Raw genomic sequence first — 23,930 nt, 5'->3', positions numbered from 1 at the left:
GACGTTCAGAGCGCACACCGCCGGCATGGGAACCTCCCCCGACTACGCAAAACAATGGTTTACCGATCGCGGCTGGAAACCTTTCGCCTTTCAAAAACAGGTGTGGGCGGCGGTTAAACGCGGCCAATCCGGATTACTGCATGCCAGCACCGGCGCTGGTAAAACCTATGCGGTCTGGTTTGCAGCGCTCAATCGCTTTGCCACGTCTGTCACACCCGCTGCCCCCCCTCGTAAACGAAAACCGGTCGCCCAACCACTGACGGTGCTGTGGATAACCCCCATGCGCGCACTGGCGGCCGACACTGCTCGTGCGCTGGAAACGACACTGCTGGATTTACCCATTCCATGGAGCGTCGGCCTGCGCACCGGTGACACCAGCAGCAGTGAACGTGCTCGCCAGAGTCGGCGATTACCCACCACCCTGATCACCACGCCGGAAAGTCTGACCCTGCTGCTCGCCCATGCCGATGCGCAAACAGCGCTGGCGACATTGCGCATGGTAGTGGTCGACGAATGGCATGAACTGCTTGGCAATAAACGCGGCGTGCAATTGCAGCTCGCGCTCGCCCGCCTGCGTTGCTGGCATCCGGAGCTGATTGTATGGGGTGTTTCCGCCACCCTCGGCAATCAGTCCCACGCCGAACAGGTATTGCTCCCTCAAGGTGGTGGTGTCAGCGTCCAGGGTCAAACGTCCAAGGTGCTGCAGGTCGACACCTTGTTACCCCCGGCCATCGAACGATTTCCATGGGCCGGACATATCGGTTTGAAGATGTTGCCTCAGGTCCTCGCGGAGTTGGAGACCAGCCCCAGCAGCCTGGTCTTCACCAACACCCGTGCCCAATCCGAGATTTGGTATCAGGCCTTGCTGGATGCACGCCCCGATTGGGCCGGGCGGATCGCCTTGCATCACAGCTCCCTGTCACGGGACACCCGCGACTGGGTCGAACGCGCACTGAAGGAAGGTCTACTCAAGGCGGTGGTCTGTACTTCAAGCCTGGACTTGGGCGTGGATTTTCTGCCGGTGGAGCGCGTGCTGCAAATCGGCTCAGCCAAAGGCGTGGCGCGATTGATGCAGCGGGCGGGCCGTTCCGGGCACGCGCCAGGACGGGTTTCGCGGGTGACGCTGGTGCCGACCCACAGTCTGGAATTGATCGAGGCGGCTGCCGCGCAAGTTGCCGTGGCGCAACGACGTATCGAACCCCGCGAGTCGCCCGAAAAACCTCTGGATGTGCTGGTTCAGCATCTGGTCAGCATGGCCCTGGGCGGTGGGTTTTTACCTGATCAGTTGTACGAAGAAGTACGCAGTGCGTGGGCTTATCGCGACCTCACCTTGGCGGACTGGACCTGGGCACTGGCATTCGTACGCCATGGCGGACTATCTCTCACAGCCTATCCGGATTACCGCCGGGTCGAACCGGATGAACACGGTGTCTGGCGCGTGCCGGATGCGCGCCTCGCCCGACGACATCGCATGAGCATCGGCACCATCGTCAGCGATGCGAGCATCCAGCTGAAGTTCTGGAGCAAGGGTGGCGGCGGCAAACAGCTGGGCAGTGTCGAGGAAGGGTTTATCGCGCGGCTCAAGCCGGGTGACGGCTTTCTGTTTGCCGGGCGTTTGCTGGAATTGGTCCGGGTGGAAAACATGACCGCTTATGTCAAACGCAGTGCCGCGAAAAAAGCCGCTGTGCCACGCTGGAATGGCGGACGGATGCCGCTATCCAACGAATTGGCCCAAGCGGTGATCGAGCAATTCAGTGCGGCGGCGCGGGGCGAGTTCATTGGTCTCGAAATGCAGGCATTACGGCCATTGCTGGAGGTGCAACAGCGCTGGTCCGGATTGCCGACCTCATACTCCTTGCTCGCCGAAGCGCTGAAATCCCGCGAAGGCTGGCACCTGTTTCTTTATCCCTTTGCCGGGCGCCAGGTGCATCTGGGGCTTGCGAGTCTGCTGGCGTGGCGCGTCAGTCAACTGCAGACGGTGACGTTTTCCATCGCGGTAAATGACTACGGGCTGGAGTTGCTCAGCGCCACGCGCGTGGATTGGTCGCAGATCCTGAACGGCGAATTTTTGAGTCCCAATCATTTGTTGGAAGATGTGCTCGCCAGTCTGAATGCCGGCGAACTTGCTCTGCGACGCTTTCGTGAAATCGCGCGGATCGCCGGGCTGGTGTTTGCCGGCTATCCCGGCGCGCCGAAAAGTACACGTCAGGTTCAGGCGTCGAGCGGGTTGTTCTTCGAAGTATTCAAACAGTACGACGCCGGGAATCTGCTGCTGGCCCAGGCCGGGGAAGAAGTCCTGCGCAATGAACTGGATATTCATCGACTGGAACAGACGTTGGAGCGGGTTACTCGGTTGAAAATGGACCTGCATCAGATCAAACGCCCCACACCGCTGGCCTTTCCACTATGGGTGGAACGCATGCGCGAAAGCATGAGTTCGGAAAAACTCGCGGACCGTATCCGACGCATGGTCAGTGATCTTGAGAAATCCGCCGCTAACGGGAAAACAGGATGAGTACGCCCTATCCCGTGAACCTGGCTGGCGAGGAATTGTGGCTGCTGCCGGAAAAAGCTATCTATTGGCCAAAGCAACAAGCCCTGCTGATCGCCGATGTGCATTTCGGTAAAGCTGCTGCGTATCGAAGCCTTGGTCAGCCGGTGCCTCATGGCACCACCGCCAGCAATATCGCTGTATTGGAAAGGTTGCTGGCGGCCCTACCCTGTCGGCAGCTGATTTTCCTCGGCGACTTTCTTCACGGGCCTGGCTCTCATGCAATGGCCACGTTGAGCGCATTGACCGAATGGCGAGCGGGGCATCCTGATTTGCCAATGACACTGATCCGCGGCAACCACGATAAACGAGCGGGCGACCCACCTGCCTCGTTAAACATTCGTGTGGTGCCTGAACCGTTGCTGCTGGGGCCGTTCGCCTTGCAGCATGAACCGCATCCTCATCCTGATCGGCCTGTACTCGCCGGGCACGTACATCCCGTATATCGCCTAAGAGGCAGAGGTCGACAATGCTTGCGATTGGCGTGTTTCAGGTTGGGAGAAGCCATCAGCCTGCTGCCGGCCTTCGGCGTGTTTACCGGCGGGTATCAGATCGAGCGGGACGACAACTGCAGGATCTTTGTCATTGGCGACAACGAAATATGGCCAGTCAGCTGAAGTCTTTACAGACATCAGCTGACTGGCCATTCCTTTCGACAGCAGATCAGGCTACCGGCGCGGGAGGCGGCTCATCCGGCAAGGTGGGTTCACCGGGTTCTGTCGGCTGTTCATTCGGGGTATCGGGGTCTGGCTGACCGGGGATGCCCCCCGCCATGCTGACGGGCGGATGTGCCAACAAGGACCAGGCCAAAACGCCAATCTGATTGGGCTCAAGCCTTGCCAGTTCGGCACTTATTCGCGGATCGATCTTCATAAAGCACTCCTGAGCGAAGGCCCCGTCCGCTGTGCGCGAACCGGGCAGTACACCCCATAGAGTGTCTACCCGCTCAAGAATTCCCGCTGATTGACCAGATGAACGGATCAGGTGCGCGGCAGGGTGACGCCGAGCTGGCCCTGATACTTGCCGCCACGGTCCTTATAGGACACTTCGCACTCTTCGTCGGATTCGAAGAACAGCATCTGTGCGACGCCTTCGTTGGCGTAGATTTTCGCCGGCAGCGTCGTGGTGTTGGAGAACTCCAGCGTCACATGCCCTTCCCACTCAGGCTCAAGCGGCGTCACGTTGACGATAATGCCGCAGCGCGCGTAGGTGCTTTTACCCAGGCAGATGGTCAGCACGTTGCGTGGAATGCGGAAGAATTCCACGGTACGGGCCAGGGCAAAGGAGTTGGGTGGAATGATGCAAACATCGCTTTTAACGTCGACGAAGCTCTTCTCGTCGAAATTCTTCGGATCAACGGTGGCCGAATTGATGTTGGTGAACACCTTGAATTCATCGGCGCAGCGCACATCGTAGCCATAGCTCGAAACACCGTAGGAAATCACGCGCTCGGCACCTTCGCCGCGCACCTGGCGCTCAACGAAGGGTTCGATCATGCCGTGCTCTTGCGCCATGCGGCGAATCCACTTGTCCGATTTGATGCTCATGGCGGGTGTCCTGAATAGCGAGGTGGAAAAATTCTGTCCGGCATCTTACCGGCCGCGCGCTCCGGGTTCAAAGTCCGAGGCGCAATTCTCGCGGATCCCCCGTGAATTCGGGGCCTTTCCCAAAATCCGATAGACCGTCAGTCCTGAATTCAGAGAAACCTTCGCAAGAAGCATTGGCACGTTCGGGAAAAAGGGTTAAGGTGGCGCCACTGTGCTGCTTGTGTCACTGAGAATCTCTACACGATATGTTGAATTTCGATCCAACCATCTACAAGAATTTTTCCTGCTCTTTGCACTCAGTCTCGGCCAGGGTTCTTCCTGAGTCGCAGTTATCTTTGTTCAAGGAGTTACACCATGTCTAATCGCCAAACCGGTACCGTTAAGTGGTTCAACGATGAAAAAGGCTTCGGCTTCATCACTCCACAATCCGGTGACGACCTGTTCGTTCACTTCAAAGCTATCCAATCCGACGGCTTCAAAAGCCTGAAAGAAGGCCAACAGGTTTCTTTCATCGCTACCCGCGGTCAGAAAGGCATGCAAGCTGAAGAAGTTCAAGTTATCTAACTTGTACTTGCTTTAGTAAAAAGCCCCGCCCTCAAAAGCGGGGCTTTTTTGTGCCTGACTGATTTACAGGTACAAAAAAATCGCAGCCCATGACTGCGATTTTTTTTGCCTTACCAGGCTACGCCAAACCCTGCGGTGTAGCGAATCTGGTCCTGATCAGCGTCTTCGGTACCGCTGACGACGTCTCGCTCGGCCTTCAGGTTAAGCGACGCCCATTCGGTCACCTTGTAGCGCAAGCCCAATTCCGCATCGAGCGCATAATTGGCCACGTCTGACAACGGCTTGCCCACTTCGCCATTGGTGAAGAGTTCCACCTTCTTGCCGATCAGGTAACGGTTGTAATCCCACGTCATTGCCAAGGCATAGAAGTCGTCCTTGCCGCCGTCCGTGAACTCATAGTCCGTGCGGTTGACCAGCGAGCCCAAGGAGAATGCGCCCAATTCGTCATCCCAGAACTGGTAACCCGGACCGGTACCGAGGGTGCGCTGACGGGAAAGGTTTTCGACTTTATCGCGCTTATAGACTGCCCGACCCTGCCAGAACCATTTCTCTGTCAGGAAGCGGTCGAGCGAGTATTCGCCCCGCCAGTTGTCAGTCGTAACAACGTCATCCTGGAATTCGCGGTTGTACTCACCTTCCGCCGTGTGCCGCCATTTGCCATGGCGCGCCGTCGTCTTGAAGTCGATACTGTAATCGTCGGTGTTGTTTTCCGCCCGCTGGTAATCCAGCGCCGCGTCGATATTCCCTTTCCACACCAGATCTTCGACCACCGGCTTGGGCTTGAGAATCTGCTGAATACTGGCCAGCTCTACCGTCTTGGGAGCCTCGCCGTTTTCCAGCGTTACCTTGCCGTCGCCTGCCGCATGCAGCGACTTGGTTTTCTCGCCTGTGTACGCATCCTGCTTGACCAGCACCTCCTGATCGCTTTCCAGGGTTTTGACCTGTTTCCAGTCGATCGCGATCGAACCTGCGTACTCGGTCTGGATTACCAATTTTCCGCCATCGAATAACGTGATCTTGCCACTCAACTTGTCACCGTTTTTCAACCAGACGGTATCGGCGAGCAAAGGTGTGGAAGCACTCAGGACAGCGAGGCAAAGCAGTGTTCTGGACAACATAAGCAAAAACAGACTCAAGTTTGCGAAAAACGTCGGCATTATCCTCAGGAATAAGACCCTAGCAAGGAATGACCCGACTATTTCTATTGAGTTCATTTCTCAAACAGTGATCCGGGACTTACTCTACAAACGGCAATGCGACCTTTTTTCTGGAATTGCGCACGTGATCGAACCAACCTCGGAAACCGAAAGTGCGGCGCAGATCCGACGCACGGCGCTCTACCTGACCCTGGCCCAAGTGCCTGAAGGCAAAGTGGTGAGCTATGGTCAACTCGCGGAGCTGGCCGGACTCGGTCGCGCTGCCCGCTGGGTCGGACGCACGTTGAGCCAATTGCCGGGCGATACCAAATTACCCTGGCATCGGGTTCTCGGTGCCGGCGGTCGGATCAGCCTGCCTGTGGGCAGCCCTTCGGGGGATGAACAGCGCGCGCGATTGCGCTCGGAAGGTGTCAGCATCCAGAATAATCGTGTTGATATTCAGCGCCATGGCTGGCGCCCGGTAGAGCACAGCGGTTAGAGTGCGCCCTTTGTTTCCGTAATTCTTGAGGCAGACTCCAGCCCATGCCCCGTAAAACCTGGCGCGCCGCGCTCGCCGCCTATGCCAGCCCCTCGACGCTTGTGTTGTTGCTGCTTGGTTTCGCCGCCGGCCTGCCCTACATGCTGGTGTTTTCGACGCTTTCCGTCTGGCTCCGCGAGGCAGGTGTAGCTCGCGAGACCATTGGTTATGCAAGTCTCATCGGCTTGGCCTACGCCTTTAAATGGGTCTGGTCCCCCCTGCTCGACCAATGGCGCCTGCCATTTCTCGGCAAGCTGGGGCGACGACGCTCGTGGCTGGTGCTGTCGCAGGCGCTGGTGATCCTCGGTCTGGTAGGCATGGGTTTTTGCGACCCACAAAAGCATTTGTCCTGGCTGATCGCCATCGCAGTGGTCGTCGCCTTCGCCTCGGCGACGCAGGACATTGCGGTCGACGCCTATCGTCTGGAAATCGCCGAGGACAGTCGTCAGGCGGCACTCGCCGCCAGCTACATGTCGGGTTATCGGATCGCCGCGCTGTTGGCGACGGCCGGCGCATTGTTCTTCGCTGAAGGCTTCGGATCCACCGGTTTCAATTATCAGCATTCGGCCTGGGCGGGTACCTACATACTGTTCGGCGCGCTGATGCTTCCGGCATTGATCACCTCACTGTTCATGCGCGAACCACCTGTGCCACTGCGCACTCAGCTTCAGGCCGGCCGTTACAGTTTTGCGCATCAACTGGCGTCCGTGTTTGTGCTGATCGTGCTGCTGGTGTCCGTGCCCGCCATGTTCACCCAGCTCTACAACACCGACTTCGCCAGCGTGCTATTCGAAGGCGTGAGCCTGCTCGACCTGGTACTCGAAGACCGGGCGCTCCTGCGGGCGATCCTCTACATCATGCTGACAGCCATGTGCCTGTCGGCCATGGGCCGCCGCGGTCTGGCGCCGGTGCTGACGCCGGTCAATGACTTCATCACGCGGTATCGCTGGCAAGCGTTGCTACTGCTCGGCTTGATCGCCACCTACCGCATGTCCGATACGGTCATGGGCGTGATGGCCAACGTGTTCTATATCGATCAGGGATTCACCAAGGATCAGATAGCCGGGGTCAGTAAAGTCTTCGGCCTGATCATGACCCTGGTCGGCGCCGGCATGGGCGGCTTGCTGATTGTGCGTTTCGGTATCTTGCCGATTCTGCTGATCGGCGGCATTTCGTCGGCCGGCACCAACCTGCTGTTCCTGATGCTCGCCGACATGGGCGCCAACCTGAACATGCTGATCCTCACCATTTCCCTGGACAACTTCAGCTCGGGCCTGGCGACATCGGCGTTTGTTGCGTACCTGTCGAGCCTCACCAACCTCAAGTTCTCCGCCACCCAGTACGCCCTGCTCAGTTCGATCATGCTGCTGCTGCCACGCCTGATCGGCGGCTACTCGGGAGTCATGGTCGAAAAATTCGGCTATCACAATTTCTTCTTGATCACCGCCCTGCTCGGCGTTCCGACACTGCTGCTGATCGCCCTCCACTGGTACCAGGAGAGCCGTCGGGCAGGTCCGACGCCGACGCCAGAGCCGGCTCCGACCCAGATCGTGGAAGAATCGTAGGAATCTTCGCAAAGGGCGGTGTGATTCCCGCCCTCCTGCCACGCCACCGACCGCACGCCTGTACGCCAGCGGATCTCGCCCGTACAATGCTCCGTCATTTCTCGTCATCAGCAACCGACAACGGCCAACCATGCGCACCAGTCAATTTTTGCTCGCCACACAGAAAGAAACGCCTTCCGATGCGGTCGTGATCAGCCATCAGCTGATGCTGCGCGCCGGCATGATCCGCAAACTCGCCTCGGGCCTCTATACCTGGCTGCCGATGGGCTTGCGAGTCATGCGCAAGGTCGAAGCCGTCGTTCGTGAAGAAATGAACGCCGCGGGCTCTCTTGAAGTGTTGATGCCGAGCACACAACCGGCTGAGCTGTGGCAGGAATCCGGTCGCTGGGAAGAGTACGGCCCTGAATTGCTGCGTTTCAAGGATCGCCATGGTCGTGATTTCTGCGCGGGCCCGACCCACGAAGAAGTGATCACCGATCTGATGCGCAACGAGTTGAGCAGCTACAAACAGCTGCCGATCAACCTGTACCAAATCCAGACCAAGTTCCGCGATGAAATCCGCCCACGCTTCGGTTTGATGCGCGGTCGTGAATTCATCATGAAGGATGCCTATTCGTTCCACGCTGACCAGCCTTCGCTGCAAGTCACCTACGACCGCATGCACCAGGCTTACTGCAACGTGTTCACCCGTCTGGGCCTGAAGTTCCGTCCTGTAGAAGCCGACAACGGCTCCATCGGCGGTGCTGGCTCTCACGAATTCCACGTACTGGCCGAATCCGGCGAAGACGACATCGTCTTCAGCAACGGTTCCGACTACGCGGCGAACATCGAGAAAGCCGAAGCGGTACCACGGGAAACTTCGCGCGCGCTGCCTGCCGAAGAGCTGCGTCTGGTCGACACCCCGAACGCCAAGACCATTGCGCAACTGGTCGAAGGCTTCAACCTGCCGATCGAAAAGACCATCAAGACCCTGGTGGTTCACGCTGAAGAGCCAGGCAAGCTGATTGCCCTGATCATCCGTGGCGACCACGAACTGAACGAAATCAAGGCCGCCAACCAGCCAGGCGTTGCCAGCCCGCTGGTCATGGCGTCCGAAAGCGAACTGCGTGACGCCATTGGCGCCGGCGCTGGCTCTCTGGGCCCGCTGAACCTGCCACTGCCAATCATCATCGACCGTTCCGTCGAACTGATGAGCGACTTCGGCATTGGTGCCAACATCGACGACAAACACTACTTCGGCGTGAACTGGGAGCGTGATCTGCCTGTTCCGACCGTTGCCGACCTGCGCAACGTGGTGGCCGGCGACCCAAGCCCTGATGGCAAGGGCACGCTGGAAATCAAACGTGGCATTGAAGTCGGGCACATCTTCCAGCTGGGCAACAAATACAGCAAAGCGATGAAATGCGAAGTGCTGGGCGAGAACGGCAAGCCGGTCACCCTGGAAATGGGTTGCTACGGCATCGGCGTTTCCCGCGTGGTGGCGGCCGCCATCGAGCAGAACAACGACGCCAACGGGATCATCTGGAGCGACACGCTTGCGCCGTTCCAGGTGGCTCTGGTGCCATTGCGCTACGAAACCGAACAGGTTCGCGAAGCGACCGACAAGCTGTATGCAGAACTGACCGCAGCCGGCTTCGAAGTACTGCTGGACGACCGCGACAAAAAGACCAGTCCGGGCATCAAGTTCGCGGACATGGAGCTGATCGGCATTCCTCACCGGATCGTGGTCAGTGACCGCGGCCTTGCCGAAGGCAATCTGGAATACAAGAGCCGCACCGAACCTGACGCGCAAGCGCTGCCGGTCGCTGACGTGTTGTCTTTCCTCCAGGCCCGTATCCGCCGCTGACACCAGATAGAGAAGTCATGTTCAAGCGAAACACCTTAGGCCTCGGTGGTGCTGCCCTGTGCGGCACCCTGCTGGTCAGCGGCTGTGCCAATCAGATGTCGCAACGCAGCGAGCACGAGGAACGTGTCGAGCGCAAATTGCTCGATCACAGCCTGCAGATCGATGTGGGTGATCCCAAGGTGCTTGATCTGCCGCAACGTCGGGTGAAAATCCACGAGCAGAAGACATTCGAAGTCACCGAATTCGAAGTCACGCGCCACTATGATCGCTACACACCTTACCAACCCTGGCGGGAGGTCTATGAGATCCCGCTGGGCGCGGTGGCGGTAGTGGCCGGTGCTGGCGCGAACGTCGTCAACGTGTTGACCCTCGGTAATCTGCCGGACAGCGCGACCAAGGATTGGCTGAGCTACGGTTTCGCCGGACTCAACCCGTTCATGAACGTGCAGTCTCACGGCCGAGCCCAGCAAAACCTGGCCGGCATCGATGAGGTTCAGCTCGACAAGCGTACTGAATACTCGAGCCTGCCCTGGAGCGAACGTCCGGTAGAGGTCAAGGCTGGCAAGGAAACGTTCGACCTGAGCACCGACAAAAACGGCGTTTTGCGCGTGAACCTGCTGGACAGCCCGTTTGCCGAACATGACATCAATCATCTGAGCCGCCTGCTGATCAGCGTCGAAGATGGCAACGACGATGTGCACACCAACACATCCCTGGAAGTCAGCAGTTCTTTGCGTGGCAAGCTGCTCGAAGCCCACGGGCTGATTTATGACGACCTTGAAGATGACGAAGTGAGCCAGTGGGTACACCGAGTCAAGCGCCTGTCAGAACTGGGTCTGGAGGAAGAAGCCAGCGAGCTTGAGCAAAGCCTGATCGAACTGACACGCAACGACCCCGAGTTGCAGAGCGAATTCCTCAAGTCGTTGACCAAGGATGCCGGGCGTTTGGTGGCGGATCCGGGACCGAATTAAGACTTAAAGCATCGCTGGCAAGCCCGCTCCCACAGGCACCGCGTCATTCTTGCGGGAGCGGCGGTGCGGCGATCCGACTTGCCCGCGATGAGGCCCTGAAATTCACTACAAAACTACCGCTCAAACAACTCCATCTGTTCAAACCCTCTCCGCAAATCCTCAAGCCTGACCCCAACCCCCAACAACCGCACCGGTTTCCCGCCGCGATTGAACGCCTGGGTCAGCAGCAACTGATAACTCCCCAAATCCCGCCCTGCGCCCGCCTGCTCCAGCGTGGTCTGGGTAAAGTCATGGAATTTCACTTTCACGAACGGCTTGCCGGGCCGATAGCTGCTGTCGATTCGCGCCATGCGCCCCGCCAGGGTTTCCAACAGCTCGGGTAGTTTATCCAGACAGCTCACCAGATCCGGCAGGTCCACGTCATAGGTGTTTTCGACGCTGATCGACTGCCGACGACTGTCGTTGTGGACCAAACGTTCATCAATTCCCCGGGCCAGGCTCCAGAGTCGTTCGCCGAAACTGCCGAATTCGCGCACCAGCGCCAATTTGTCCCACTCGCGCAAATGCGAGCAATCGACGATGCCAAGCCTTCCCAGCTTATCGGCAGTGACTTTGCCCACACCGTGCAACTTGCTCACCGGCAAGCCACTGACAAAGTCTTCCACTTGATCCGGTGTGATGACAAACAAGCCATTGGGCTTCTTCCAGTCACTGGCGATCTTGGCCAGAAACTTGTTCGGCGCCACACCGGCCGACACGGTGATGTGCAATTGATTGGACACTCGCCGACGAATGTCTTGGGCGATACGCGTAGCGCTGCCGCCGAAATGCGCGCTGTCCGACACGTCGAGATAGGCCTCATCGAGGGACAGTGGCTCGATCATGTCAGTGTAATCGCGAAAGATCGTGTGAATTTCCTTCGAGGCTTCTCTATAAGCGTCCATGCGCGGCTTGACGATGGTCAGGTCCGGGCACAGCTTCAACGCATGCCCGGAAGACATGGCCGACCGTACACCATAGGCCCGCGCCTCATAGTTGCAGGTCGCAATCACTCCCCGTCGATCCGCCGAACCACCCACTGCCAATGGCTTACCGGCCAGGCGCGGGTCATCACGCATCTCGATGGCGGCGTAGAAGCAGTCACAGTCGACGTGGATGATTTTTCGCTGGGTCATATAAAAGCGCAGTTCATGACGAAGAAATGGAGCATTGGGGTGTCGGACAAGCAGTATCTCACCGACACCTGTATATAGCACCAGTACTCGGAATGTTCTTTTTCACACGTAGGAAAGTACTCTGTGCATTTATTTTTTCAATCGAATGCAACCTGCCAATAGAGCTACAGGCCTTGCCACGTCTACCTTACAGCCACCAACCCCATCCTGATTTCAGGCTAAGCGGTTGAACAGGAAGAGGTTTTTCAGATATTGAAGGTTGACACCCCCGCGATCCTCTGTAGAATGCCGACACACAGACGCGGGATGGAGCAGTCTGGTAGCTCGTCGGGCTCATAACCCGAAGGTCGTCGGTTCAAATCCGGCTCCCGCAACCAAACATCAAAAAAGGCTACTCGAAAGAGTGGCCTTTTTTGTGCGCGTCTGTTTTGTAGGCTCCCGCGAAGAAATGAGGCCGTTACGCTTAAGCGCACCAAAACGAGAAATCGTTCTGATTCCGAAACTTAGGCCTCCCCTGCGACCGTTCGCCGCTCATTTGCACTTATTTGACCCATCTTGGGATTAACGGTTGACACCCCGCCGTTCGCCTGTAGAATGCCGCCACACAGACGCGGGATGGAGCAGTCTGGTAGCTCGTCGGGCTCATAACCCGAAGGTCGTCGGTTCAAATCCGGCTCCCGCAACCAAACATCAAAAAAGGCTACTCGAAAGAGTGGCCTTTTTTGTATCTGCCGAAAAAGTCCTTTCGCAACAATGATCTGTCACAGTGTGGCGAAGCGTCAGGGATCATCAAAATGCCGGTTTCACATCTTGCCGGAACGCAGGCCGCCCCCTCTTCGACTCATAACGTGCCATCGCCGGAACCCGGTAAGAGGCGTTAATATTCGTGATTATTTTTTACTACAGGGATTGGTAACTTGGCTCGATACCTCCATCCTGTCGCGCACGATTCAAGAGGTGATTGATGCGCGCCAACTCGTCTGACCCACAAGACACCGTCACAGCGACACACCCGATCAAGGCCGAGCGCTTGCGCCTGCTCGATCTGATCAGCAAATATCGCCAGCCCATCGGCCTGGCGGTCACTCTGCTGTTGTTCGCTATCGCGCTGATCGCCTGTCGTCACTTGCTGAGCGAACTCGACCTGTACGCTTTGCACGACTCGATTCTGGAAGTCCCGAAACCGGCACTGCTGGGTGCCTTGGGTGCGACCGTGGTCGGCTTCATTATTCTGTTGGGTTACGAGTGGTCGGCCAGCCGCTATGCGGGTGTAACGCTGGCGCCTCGAATATTGGCGCTCGGCGGGTTCACGGCCTTTGCGATCGGGAATGCGATCGGCCTTTCGATGCTCTCGGGGGGCTCGGTTCGTTACCGTTTATATGCACGTCATGGCCTGGGGGCATCAGAAGTCGCTCACATGACGTTGTTTGCCAGCCTGTCGCTCGGTTGCGCCCTGCCACCACTGGCTGCCCTGGCAACCCTCAGCAACCTGCCTGCCGCTTCTGTTGCCTTGGGGTTGTCGCAGACATTGCTCGGCACGATTGCCTCGGCAGTCCTGCTGCTCTTCAGCGTCCTGGCCATCGGTATCTACCGCCGTCGCCTGCCGGAACAACCTTCACCAGACAACCTCCTGGTCAAAGTCGGCCGCCGCACCTTGCGCCTGCCCGGCCGCCGCCTGACCTTCCTGCAACTGATCATCACCGCCCTGGACGTGGCAGCCGCCGCGACCGTGCTCTATCTATTGTTGCCCGAGGCACCGCCCTTTGGCGCTTTCCTGCTGGTGTACCTGCTGGCATTGGCCGCCGGCGTGCTCAGCCACGTGCCGGGCGGGGTTGGTGTATTCGAAGCGATCCTGCTGGCCGCCTTTGCCGATTCACTGGGCGCGGCACCACTGGCCGCCGCCTTGCTGTTGTATCGACTGATCTATGTGGTGCTGCCCCTGCTGGTGGCTTGCCTGTTCCTGCTGATCAACGAAGGCCAGCGCCTGTTTCAGTCGCGTCAGTCCCTGCGGGCAGCGTCGGGCCTGGCGGCACCGATTCTGGCGGTTTTGGTGTTCCTGTCCGGTGTGGTCCTGCTGTTTTCCGGCGTGACCCCGGAAATCGACACCCGCCTGGAACACATCGGTTTTCTGATCCCCCATCGCCTGGTCGACGCCTCGCACTTCGGCGCGAGCCTGATCGGCGTGCTGTGCCTGTTGCTGGCTCAAGGCCTGCGTCGACGCCTCTCTGCCGCCTGGATGCTGACCACCATTTTGCTGCTGGTCGGCGCCCTGCTTTCCCTGCTCAAGGGTTTTGACTGGGAAGAAGCCTGCCTGATGACCCTTACCGCCAGCTTGCTGGGGGTATTCCGCAGCTCCTTCTATCGCCCTAGCCGCCTGACCGAACTGCCATTTTCACCGCTGTATCTGGTGTCCAGCCTCTGCGTGCTGGGCGCCTCGATCTGGTTGCTGCTGTTTGCGTATCAGGACGTTCCGTACAGCCATCAACTCTGGTGGCAATTCACCCTGGATGCCGATGCGCCGCGCGGCTTGCGCTCGCTGCTGGGCGCCGCTGTGCTGTTGGTCGTGGTGTCGCTGACATGGCTGCTGCGCACCGCTCGCCCGGTCATTCACCTGCCCACGCAGGATGAACTCGACCGTGCAGTAAAAATCCTCATGGCTTCCGCCCAACCGGATGGCGGCCTGGCCCTGACCGGCGACAAGGCGCTGCTGTTCCACCCTGACGACGAGGCGTTTCTGATGTACGCCCGCCGTGGGCGCAGCCTGGTGGCGTTGTACGACCCAATCGGCCCGACGCAGCAACGCGCTGAGATGATCTGGCAGTTCCGCGACCTCTGCGACGTCCACCACGCCCGCCCTGTGTTCTATCAGGTACGCGCCGAGAACCTGCCGTACTACATGGACATCGGCCTGACCGCGATAAAACTGGGCGAAGAAGCCCGGGTCGATCTGCATCGCTTTGATCTCGAAGCCAAGGGCAAAGAGATGAAAGACCTGCGCTACACCTGGAACCGTGGCACCCGCGATGGCCTGTCGCTGGAAATCCACGAGCCCGGCCAGGCACCCATGGATGAGCTCAAGGTGATTTCCGATGCCTGGCTGACCGGCAAGAATGTCCGCGAGAAAGGCTTCTCGCTCGGCCGTTTCAGCGATGACTACCTCAAGCACTTTCGCATTGCGGTGATCCGCTTTGAAGGTCGCCCGGTAGCCTTCGCCAACTTGCTCGAGACCTACGGCCATGAGTTGGCCAGCCTCGACCTGATGCGTGCGCACCCGGACGCGCCGAAGCTGACGATGGAATTCATGATGGTCGGCCTGATTCAACATTATAAAAATCATGGATACGCGCGTTTCAGCCTGGGCATGGTGCCGTTGTCGGGGTTGCAACCCCGTCGGGGCGCACCACTGACCCAGCGTCTGGGCTCGATGGTGTTCCGCCGTGGTGAGCAGCTCTACAACTTCCAAGGCTTGCGCCGCTTCAAAGACAAGTTCCAGCCTGACTGGGAACCCCGTTATATGGCCGTGCCCGCCGGACTCGATCCGCTGGTGGCCCTGGCCGATACTGCTGCCCTGATTGCGGGCGGCTTGACTGGATTGGTGAAACGCTGATGATTCAACGCTCCTTGCGGTACGTACTGGCCACACTGGTAGTGCTGGCCCTGATTCTCGGTGGCGGTTTCTGGTACCTGAAACGCCCGGCACCGGCACCGACCCTCGAACTGTTGACGCCCGCCGATGGCGCCGCCATGACCCGTGTGATTCCCGGCACCACGCCGAAGGCTCAGGTGCTGGTGGCGGTCAATGAAGACCAGAAGCTCAGCGATCAACAACTGATCACCCTGAGCCGCTCCGGTTCGGCGCAGATTGTTCAAGTGATTCTGCCTAAAGACTGCCTGCTGCAAAGCCGCGCACTGCAATCTGGCCTGAGAGAACTCAAAGGCCCGGCGACCCTGGTCAGCGGTATCGGCCCTGGCGCTGTGTTGGCCTGGCGCTGGTTGTCCGAACAGAAGAATGACAAGGCTCAGGCCATCTCCGTTGACCTGGCCCTGGAAAAACCGGGCTGCACTCACCAGCTGCCGAAAACCGCTGCTCACGGCCACTGGTTGGTGGCGTGGAACGACAACCCGGACGACACCAGTGCCGGCTTCGTGCGCGATCAACCGAACGCCGAAACCAGCATCAGCGACTACGACATCAACCTGCCGCAGGTGCTGAACAACGAACTGCGCAAACTCCTCGTCGGCGGCGACAAAGCCGCCGGCGGCCTGCAAATCCCTGTAGTCGAAGTACCGGCCGGCCAAGCCAAGGACACCGTCACCCTGTTCCTCTCCGGCGACGGCGGCTGGCGTGACCTCGACCGCGACGTCGCGGGCGAAATGGCCAAGATCGGCTATCCGGTAGTCGGCATCGACACCCTGCGCTACTACTGGCAGCACAAGAGCCCGGAGCAAAGCGCCCTGGACCTCGCCGAACTGATGCAACACTACCGGCAGAAATGGGGCACCAAGCGCTTCATCCTGACCGGCTACTCGTTCGGCGCTGACGTACTGCCGGCGATCTACAACCGCCTGGCCGAATCGGAACAACAGCGCGTCGATGCCATCATCCTGTTGGCCTTCGCCCGCACCGGCAGCTTCGAAATCGAAGTCGAAGGCTGGCTCGGCAACGCCGGCAAAGAAGCCGCCACAGGCCCGGAAATGGCCAAGCTGCCACCAGAGAAAGTGGTGTGCATCTACGGTGAAGAAGAAGTCGACGAAAGCGGCTGCACCGACAAGACCGCCGTGGGCGAAACGATGAAACTGCCTGGCGGCCATCACTTTGATGAGAATTACCCGGCATTGGCCAAGCGCTTGGTGGACATCATCGAGAAGCGGCAAGCCAAGGAAGAGGCGACGGCGCAGGAGTGATCTGAGCGTCGCCACGAAAAAGCCCCCGCAGCTGTTTGGTTGCGGGGGCTTTTTTACATGTGCAAACGTGAAGTGCTTCCAGGTTAAAGCTGGACATCTATCCACGTTACGTCATCTTCAACAGCGATAAAGTCTCTATCCGGTGCTGCCAACAAGCTGCTTTGCTGCGACTCCGTTAACTCTGCCCAGAAGCCATCGGTTACGAACACCAGTCGCTCACCCACAGCCAATGGGTGAAAAACAAATTCAGGGTCCGGAGCACGACTAACCTTCAGGCATCGGGTTACCCGGTTTCGAGCAGGGTCTTGCGCCAACTCAAGGTGCGAACGGTCGCGCCTCCAATTGGCCTTGCAGTGGGGCGGCGTAATCCACTCGATTGTGCCTGCCGATGTCACTACTCCGCACGAACAGTCACCTTCATACGCAAGCGTGAGCTTCCCATGAGCAGCGAAACCGATCAGGTAACACGTGGTCCCTGTCTGATCCGCAAACAAAATGGGGTGAAGCTCCGCCAGCACTGAACCAAGTAACTGCCCAACTGCTCCGTGCTCGGTGATTTCGCCCCTCTGATCCATGTGTTTCGGGTAGGCCGCTAAAACACCTTTTACGAAGCATTCAGCCAGTTGCCCACTCCCGGGCTTCGACGTACCGTCCGTAATGACGAACAGCCCTCTGCCGCCGTCGCAAAGAGCGCCAGCGGAGTCATGATTGGCTTTCCTGGTCCGTCCTGTCACCGATCTGGTGATGTATCTCATGCGTTGCTCAGGTTTTTCATGCGCATGTAAATGATTCGACCTCTATCCGGATTGGCCTGCACTGAGCCCGAACTTTCAATCACGTAGTCGATACCACTGAGCCCCATGAGTTCTCGAATTCCAGACGTGATGAACTCCTTGAGCTCAGGTTCAGCCTGGCGAACCTCTTCCAAAAGCTCTGTACGACCATCAATCAAGATGAGGATGTCTTCGACATCTTTGTGGTAAGGGTCACCCCCACCCCGACCGCTAAATGCCTCTAGTTTCGTCGCTAGAAAGTAAGTCGGTTTAAATATCTGGATGACGGTACCGCTGGGTAACGCAAACTTATCGGCCCTCGCCAGCCCCTCTACGAACCAACGGTTGGCATACCCGAGAACAGCAGAGTCAGAAGGCATCACATCTACGACGACGTCGTTGAAACGGAAACGACAGTTGACTTCATCTTCACCGGTAATTTTGAAGTCCTTCGCCGCCAACCGCTCTATGAGGTGTTGCCAGGCGCTAATGCCTGCCAGCTCGATCACCAAGTCAACATCATCGGTGAAACGAATGTCGTCGAGCACGGCAGCATCAGTGACCAGCATGGCAGTGGTGCAACCGCCGACAAAAGCAATCTCAGTGAGAAACGCCGCTCCCAAGCCGTCTGCAACAAATTCTATGAGCTCGTAGTTGTGATCAGCGTTTGAAGACATGTTATTTCAGGCCCATCCCTGCTTTTAAAATGTTAACCGCGACACCGCACTCTCGCGGACCACCAAGACGGATCGCATCAGCCAGCGCAAGATAGTGATAAAGGATCCTGTCCCGCTTCACCGCTTCCGGAACTGTCTTGTAGAGCGGTTCTATCGCCTGGCCACGCTCAGTTCCGAGAGCATCAGGCCAAACCGGAATCAACCCGCCAGCGCTCTTGATGCTTTTGGATAGCGCGGGGGCAGCGAAGCCTGTTGGAATCCCGCGAACCATCGCGCCCGGCTTCACGGGGAAAAAATATTTCAGAGCGTGCTCGGTAATTTTCAGCAGCTCTCGCCGATTAACTTTCGGGAGCCCGGTGTCGTAGTCATTGGAGAGCAATCCGGACTCACGGCACCTGGCTATAGCGTTTGAAACCTCGCTTTTGCTTAGCCCAAGAGACGCAGACAACGCACGCAACGAGTAGCCTTCACTCCAACTCGCCAGCGATGCAGAAGGCACAGGCTCCGACCACCCTTCCCAGCCATCCTCATCACCCATGGATGAGTCGAACGCCTTGCGGTTGAATACAATTTCTTCACCCTCAGCGGGGTAGGTGATTAGCGACTGTCCCACTCGCCCCCCTGCCGTCATTCGATTTATCTGCTGGGGCTTCAACAACTCCTCAACCGTGTTCGAATTCGACTCAAACTCCATCTTCCCAACGAGGTTTTCCTCTTGGGCGTGCAGGCTGGCCATTTTGAACAAAAGCAAAATGTCTTGACTCTTCATGAAGCCATGAACTCCAAGTGTCCACATTCCATAAAACGTGGACACTTGTCTCATTGGAAATATTGAGCCGTCAAGATCTTTCGATATTTGCAACAACGCGAAATCTCCCGCGACTTGTCAAATTCCTCACCGCGTTTAGTTTCGTTTACTTTGAGGGGTCGCAATATCGGATGACGCCCGCAGACCTTGTAGGCAAACTCCGAATCGTACGTTTGGGCACTTTGATGCCTTGTTGCGCTTTTCTTCGACGGGGTAGTCTCCGGACGTCGCTGACCATTCAGCGATCGGGCTTGGAAACCCGTCGGATACGAGCCGCAACAGTGCCCCTCATGATCGCATGCGTTTTTTGTGATCATGAGTTATGGCAGCTGTGCGTGGGACGCCCTCGGGCGTGCCGGTTTCCTAGTTCCCGGTTTCCAACCTGCGTACAGCTGCCACCCATTCGCTTGGAAACGAGTGGGTTAGCTCCTCAACTAGGAAATTGACTATGACCAAAACAGATGCTTCCGCGATTTCAGATTTAAAAACCATCGGCTTCACCCCCCTCATCTACTGCTCCGATCAGGCGCTATTCAACGTCCGCGCCGGCGTCCCCATCGTCGAAGCACTGTCACAAGCCGCCGACCTTCTATTCCTCGGCAAATCATTCGCCGAGGATGCCGCCTACGCAAAAGACACCGACCGCCATGCCTGGGCCGCGCATTACCTGACGGCGATGGGTAAGGCAGTCATTGATGATGTGCTGAAGGTCCTGACCCCGCGGCCTGCCCGGACAAAAACCGAATCCGAAGAAGAGCTACCCCAAAGTAAGTAAGTTCACGGAAACGAAAAAGCCGCGTAACCACGCGGCTTTTTCGTTCCAGCAGACACCGAAAATCCCTGTGGGAGCGAGCCTGCTCGCGAATGCAGACTGACATTTACCATTGATGTATCTGACAGACCGCTTTCGCGAGCAGGCTCGCTCCCACAGGGATCTTCATTGCATCAACGGAATTTGCTGTGGTGCAAAAAACACGGCCGTCAGTCTTTTTGCGTGTACCGAGCCCGCATTTCATCGTGACTAACCGCCTCGGCTTGATCAAACCCAGTCAGTCGCTCCCGGGCAGCAGCTTCAATCCGAAGCTCCTCAAGCTCATCGAGCACTTTCTGCTTTATCTCTGCCTCCATACTCACCTTTCCCTCACTATTGTGCGCATGCACGCCTATGTGATCGCAAAATATTGCGTCGACGGAACATAGATCAAAGCCAGCAGACGAGAAACATAAGAAAAACCCAGACACAAAAAAGCCCCCGCCACCTTCACGGCAACGGGGGCTTTTTGTTGGGCTTACATTTCTACCTGAGTACCCAGCTCAATCACCCGGTTCAGTGGCAGATTGAAGAAGCGCAAATTGCCGTTAGCGTTCTTCAACATAAAGGCGAACAACCCTTCCCGCCAGCGCGCCATGCCTTCCAGCTTGGAGGCGATGACCGTCTCGCGGCTGAGGAAGTAGGTGGTGCGCATCGGGCTGAAGTCCAGGTCATCGAGATGACACAACTTCAGTGCTTGCGGCACGTCCGGTTCGTCGATGAAGCCGAAATGCAGGATCACCCGGAAGAAACCCTGGCCATGGGACTCCACCTCGAAGCGCCGGGTCGTGGGCACGCGCGGAATGTCTTCATACACCACGGTCAGCAGCACCACTTGCTCGTGCAGTACCTGGTTATGCAGCAGGTTGTGCAACAACGCGTGAGGCACGGCATCCGGGCGCGCGGTCAGGAACACGGCGGTGCCTTGTACGCGATGCGGTGGTTGCACGGCGATACTGCTGATGAAGATCGGCAGAGGCAGCCCGCCTTCGTCCATGCGCTCCACCAGTAGTTGCTTGCCGCGTTTCCAAGTGGTCATCAGCACGAACAGCGCGATACCGGCGATCACCGGGAAGGCGCCGCCCTGCACGATTTTCGGCACGTTGGCGGCGAAGTACAGACCGTCCACCAGCAGGAATCCGAGCAACACCGGCACGGCGAGGACCGGTGGCCATTTCCACAGCAGCAACATCACCGCCGACACCAGGATGGTGGTCATCAGCATTGTGCCCGTCACCGCCACGCCGTAGGCCGAGGCCAGAGCACCGGAGGATTCGAAGCCCAACACCAGCAGAATCACACCGACCATCAGCGCCCAGTTCACCGCGCCAATGTAGATCTGGCCTTGTTCGGCGCTGGAGGTGTGTCGAATGTGCATGCGCGGAATGTAGCCGAGCTGGATCGCCTGACGGGTCAGGGAGAATGCACCCGAAATCACCGCTTGCGAGGCAATCACCGTGGCCAGGGTCGACAAGCCCACCAACGGAATCAACGCCCAGCTTGGCGCTAACAGGTAGAACGGATTACGAGCGGCCTCCGGGTCACCCAGCAGCAGCGCGCCCTGACCAAAGTAGTTCAGCACCAGCGCCGGCAGCACGAGGATGAACCACGCGCGGGCAATCGGCTTGCGACCGAAGTGGCCCATGTCGGCGTACAGCGCTTCGGCACCGGTCAACGCCAGCACCACCGCGCCAAGAATCGCGACACCCATGCCCGGGTGCACGACGAAGAAACGCACGCCCCACACCGGGTTCATCGCTTGTAACACTTCCGGGTGCTGCATGATCCCGTAGACGCCCAACGCGCCCAGCACCACAAACCAGGTGACCATGATCGGCCCGAACAGAATGCCAATGCGCGCAGTACCGTGGCTCTGGATCAGGAACAGCGCCACCAGTACGATCAGCGACAGTGGCACCACCCAATGGTCGATGCCATCAAAGGCCAGCCCCAGCCCTTCAATGGCCGAGAGCACGGAAATCGCCGGGGTGATCATGCTGTCGCCGTAGAACAGCGCCGCACCGATCAACCCGCAGACCACCAGCAACGTGCGCAATTTCGGATGCCCCGCCGCCGCCCTTCGGGCCAGCGCGGTCAACGCCATGATCCCGCCTTCGCCCTGGTTGTCGGCGCGCAGGACAAACATCATGTACTTGATCGAAACGACCCAGATCAGCGACCAGAAGATCAGCGCCAGTATCCCCAGCACGCCGTCATGGTTGACCGGTACGCCGTAGGCACCGGAAAACACTTCTTTGAGGGTGTACAGCGGGCTCGTGCCGATATCGCCATAAACCACCCCGACCGCCGCGACCAGCATGCCGATCGGCTTTGCCGCTGAATGCTCGGCACCCGCCGCCTGACTACTTGCCTGACCCATCCACCACTCCTGATTCCCAGACCCGGGCTTCTTTGAAAGAAGCACTATGCTTTGTCGTGCAGCATGCGCTGTTTTACTTACGGTTACAGACGATTTTTTGACTGTAAAAATTCGATAAAGCCTAACGGCGCGAAGCATAGCGCAGCACTCGTCGTATTTCCCTGCATAAAGCTGGTCAAGTGAGCGACTCATCGCTAGAATTGCGCACTTTTTGATCAGAGGCACGCAAAGTGCCCGTCTGTCGCCTTGCCGTTTTCGGCTGGAGGCGTCCCAAATACCGAGGTTAGACATGTCCACCACTCCTGCGCCGGCCAATCCAAAGGTTGGCTTCGTATCCCTGGGTTGCCCCAAAGCACTGGTCGACTCCGAGCGCATCCTTACCCAGCTGCGCATGGAAGGCTATGACGTTGTGTCCACCTATCAGGACGCTGACGTCGTGGTGGTCAACACCTGCGGTTTCATCGACTCGGCCAAGGCCGAATCCCTGGAAGTGATCGGCGAAGCCATCAAGGAAAACGGCAAGGTCATCGTGACCGGCTGCATGGGCGTCGAAGAAGGCAACATTCGTAACGTGCACCCAAGCGTGCTGGCCGTGACCGGTCCGCAGCAGTACGAGCAAGTGGTCAACGCCGTGCACGACGTCGTGCCGCCGCGTCAGGATCACAACCCGCTGATCGACCTGGTGCCACCGCAAGGCATCAAGCTGACCCCGCGCCATTACGCCTACCTGAAGATCTCCGAAGGCTGCAACCACAGCTGCAGCTTCTGCATCATCCCGTCGATGCGCGGCAAGCTGGTTAGCCGTCCGGTCGGTGATGTGCTCGACGAAGCCCAGCGCCTGGTCAAGGCCGGCGTCAAAGAGCTGTTGGTGATTTCCCAGGACACCAGCGCCTACGGCGTTGATGTGAAATATCGCACCGGTTTCTGGAACGGCGCGCCGGTGAAAACCCGCATGACCGAACTCTGCGAAGCCCTGAGCACGCTCGGCGTCTGGGTTCGCTTGCACTACGTTTACCCGTACCCGCACGTCGACGAGCTGATCCCATTGATGGCCGCCGGCAAAATTCTGCCGTACCTGGACATCCCGTTCCAGCACGCCAGCCCGAAAGTATTGAAGTCGATGAAACGCCCGGCCTTCGAAGACAAGACCCTGGCGCGGATCAAGAACTGGCGCGAAATCTGCCCGGACCTGATCATCCGTTCGACCTTCATCGTCGGCTTCCCCGGCGAAACCGAAGAAGACTTCCAGTACCTGCTGAACTGGCTGACCGAAGCCCAGCTCGACCGCGTCGGCTGCTTCCAGTACTCCCCGGTCGAAGGCGCACCCGCCAATGACCTGGACCTGGAGATCGTGCCGGACGACGTCAAGCAAGACCGTTGGGACCGCTTCATGGCGCACCAACAAGCTATCAGCTCGGCGCGCCTGCAAATGCGCATCGGCCGTGAAATCGAAGTGCTGGTGGACGAAGTCGACGAGCAAGGCGCGGTTGGCCGCTGCTTCTTCGATGCCCCGGAAATCGACGGTAACGTGTTCATCGACAACGGCAGCAACTTGAAGCCGGGCGACAAAGTCTGGTGCAAAGTGACCGATGCCGACGAATACGACCTGTGGGCTGAACAGATCTAGACGTAAAAAATACCAAAAGCCCCGCTCTCTTGACGAGATGCGGGGCTTTTTTACGT

The 23,930-nt window shown here is 58.3% G+C and carries 19 protein-coding genes and 2 tRNA genes; 13 read left to right on the top strand and 8 right to left on the bottom strand.

What is annotated here, in order from left to right; translation table 11 throughout:
- Positions 1-25 precede the first annotated feature (25 nt).
- Positions 26-2,515 (top strand): ligase-associated DNA damage response DEXH box helicase, encoded by a 2,490-nt coding sequence (locus tag PMI22_RS09365; protein ID WP_007947211.1) that lies wholly within the window; start codon positions 26-28, stop codon positions 2,513-2,515.
- On the top strand, positions 2,512-3,168 hold the full coding sequence (gene pdeM / locus PMI22_RS09370; RefSeq protein ID WP_007947210.1) for a ligase-associated DNA damage response endonuclease PdeM: 657 nt from the start codon (positions 2,512-2,514) through the stop codon (positions 3,166-3,168). Before PMI22_RS09365 ends, pdeM begins: the two co-directional genes overlap by 4 nt.
- A 46-nt stretch (positions 3,169-3,214) precedes the next feature.
- On the opposite strand, the gene PMI22_RS09375 is transcribed toward pdeM, so the two are convergent.
- Together PMI22_RS09375 and dcd are read right to left on the bottom strand one after the other, a co-directional pair.
- On the bottom strand, positions 3,215-3,424 hold the full coding sequence (locus PMI22_RS09375) for a hypothetical protein (protein WP_007947208.1): 210 nt from the start codon (positions 3,422-3,424) through the stop codon (positions 3,215-3,217).
- Positions 3,425-3,531: 107 nt separating this feature from the next.
- Entirely contained in the window at positions 3,532-4,098 is a 567-nt protein-coding gene (dcd, locus tag PMI22_RS09380; RefSeq protein ID WP_007947207.1) for a dCTP deaminase, read from the bottom strand.
- A gap of 354 nt (positions 4,099-4,452) precedes the next feature.
- On the opposite strand from dcd, the gene PMI22_RS09385 reads away from it, so the two are divergent.
- Entirely contained in the window at positions 4,453-4,662 is a 210-nt protein-coding gene (locus PMI22_RS09385) for a cold-shock protein (protein ID WP_002554837.1), read from the top strand.
- Between the two features lie 110 nt (positions 4,663-4,772).
- On the opposite strand, the gene PMI22_RS09390 is transcribed toward PMI22_RS09385, so the two are convergent.
- Positions 4,773-5,780: a DUF481 domain-containing protein gene (locus tag PMI22_RS09390; protein ID WP_033049468.1), complete on the bottom strand. Its 1,008-nt coding sequence runs from the start codon at positions 5,778-5,780 to the stop codon at positions 4,773-4,775.
- Positions 5,781-5,943: 163 nt separating this feature from the next.
- Between PMI22_RS09390 and PMI22_RS09395 the strand changes: the two genes are divergently transcribed.
- From PMI22_RS09395 to PMI22_RS09410, 4 genes are all read left to right on the top strand, one after another.
- Entirely contained in the window at positions 5,944-6,297 is a 354-nt protein-coding gene (locus tag PMI22_RS09395) for an MGMT family protein (protein WP_007947205.1), read from the top strand.
- A gap of 44 nt (positions 6,298-6,341) precedes the next feature.
- A complete protein-coding gene (locus PMI22_RS09400) occupies positions 6,342-7,901 on the top strand; it encodes an AmpG family muropeptide MFS transporter (protein WP_007947204.1) in 1,560 nt (519 codons plus the stop codon).
- A gap of 130 nt (positions 7,902-8,031) precedes the next feature.
- Positions 8,032-9,747, top strand: coding sequence for a proline--tRNA ligase (locus PMI22_RS09405; protein ID WP_007947202.1), 1,716 nt, complete (start codon positions 8,032-8,034; stop codon positions 9,745-9,747).
- A 17-nt stretch (positions 9,748-9,764) separates the two neighbouring features.
- Positions 9,765-10,718 (top strand): hypothetical protein, encoded by a 954-nt coding sequence (locus PMI22_RS09410; RefSeq protein WP_007947201.1) that lies wholly within the window; start codon positions 9,765-9,767, stop codon positions 10,716-10,718.
- A gap of 113 nt (positions 10,719-10,831) precedes the next feature.
- On the opposite strand, the gene dinB is transcribed toward PMI22_RS09410, so the two are convergent.
- Complete coding sequence (dinB, locus tag PMI22_RS09415; protein WP_007947200.1) at positions 10,832-11,893, bottom strand: DNA polymerase IV; 1,062 nt, start codon at positions 11,891-11,893, stop codon at positions 10,832-10,834.
- A 300-nt stretch (positions 11,894-12,193) separates the two neighbouring features.
- Between dinB and PMI22_RS09420 the strand changes: the two genes are divergently transcribed.
- The 4 genes from PMI22_RS09420 (at position 12,194) to PMI22_RS09435 (ending at position 16,798) form a co-directional block, all read left to right on the top strand.
- Positions 12,194-12,270: transfer RNA gene (locus tag PMI22_RS09420), tRNA-Met, on the top strand.
- 232 nt (positions 12,271-12,502) lie between these two features.
- Positions 12,503-12,579 (top strand) — tRNA-Met (locus PMI22_RS09425).
- A gap of 278 nt (positions 12,580-12,857) precedes the next feature.
- Entirely contained in the window at positions 12,858-15,500 is a 2,643-nt protein-coding gene (gene mprF, locus PMI22_RS09430) for a bifunctional lysylphosphatidylglycerol flippase/synthetase MprF (protein WP_007947199.1), read from the top strand.
- Positions 15,500-16,798 (top strand): virulence factor family protein, encoded by a 1,299-nt coding sequence (locus PMI22_RS09435; RefSeq protein WP_007947198.1) that lies wholly within the window; start codon positions 15,500-15,502, stop codon positions 16,796-16,798. The genes mprF and PMI22_RS09435 overlap by 1 nt, the downstream gene beginning before the upstream one ends.
- 83 nt (positions 16,799-16,881) lie before the next feature.
- Here the strand turns inward: PMI22_RS09435 and PMI22_RS09440 are convergent, their stop codons facing one another.
- From PMI22_RS09440 to PMI22_RS09450, 3 genes are read right to left on the bottom strand one after another with little or no spacing between them, the layout of a single operon-like run.
- The gene (locus tag PMI22_RS09440; RefSeq protein WP_007947197.1) at positions 16,882-17,553 is read right to left on the bottom strand and encodes a PP2C family protein-serine/threonine phosphatase; all 672 of its coding nucleotides are present in this window, start codon (positions 17,551-17,553) and stop codon (positions 16,882-16,884) included.
- The gene (locus PMI22_RS09445) at positions 17,550-18,248 is read right to left on the bottom strand and encodes a hypothetical protein (RefSeq protein WP_007947196.1); all 699 of its coding nucleotides are present in this window, start codon (positions 18,246-18,248) and stop codon (positions 17,550-17,552) included. Before PMI22_RS09445 ends, PMI22_RS09440 begins: the two co-directional genes overlap by 4 nt.
- 1 nt (position 18,249) lies before the next feature.
- The gene (locus PMI22_RS09450) at positions 18,250-19,017 is read right to left on the bottom strand and encodes a hypothetical protein (RefSeq protein WP_007947195.1); all 768 of its coding nucleotides are present in this window, start codon (positions 19,015-19,017) and stop codon (positions 18,250-18,252) included.
- Between the two features lie 487 nt (positions 19,018-19,504).
- On the opposite strand from PMI22_RS09450, the gene PMI22_RS09455 reads away from it, so the two are divergent.
- Positions 19,505-19,831 (top strand): DUF3077 domain-containing protein, encoded by a 327-nt coding sequence (locus PMI22_RS09455; protein WP_007947193.1) that lies wholly within the window; start codon positions 19,505-19,507, stop codon positions 19,829-19,831.
- 514 nt (positions 19,832-20,345) lie between these two features.
- On the opposite strand, the gene PMI22_RS09460 is transcribed toward PMI22_RS09455, so the two are convergent.
- Positions 20,346-22,247 (bottom strand): potassium transporter Kup, encoded by a 1,902-nt coding sequence (locus PMI22_RS09460; RefSeq protein WP_007947191.1) that lies wholly within the window; start codon positions 22,245-22,247, stop codon positions 20,346-20,348.
- A 289-nt stretch (positions 22,248-22,536) separates the two neighbouring features.
- Between PMI22_RS09460 and rimO the strand changes: the two genes are divergently transcribed.
- Positions 22,537-23,874, top strand: a complete 1,338-nt coding sequence (gene rimO, locus PMI22_RS09465; protein WP_007947190.1) for a 30S ribosomal protein S12 methylthiotransferase RimO — start codon at positions 22,537-22,539, stop codon at positions 23,872-23,874.
- Positions 23,875-23,930 lie beyond the last annotated feature (56 nt).

It is taken from the genome of Pseudomonas sp. GM21, assembly GCF_000282215.1.
GTDB lineage: Bacteria > Pseudomonadota > Gammaproteobacteria > Pseudomonadales > Pseudomonadaceae > Aquipseudomonas.
The sequence above is the reverse complement of the archived record's forward strand: the minus strand, read 5'-3'. Positions and strand labels throughout refer to the sequence as shown.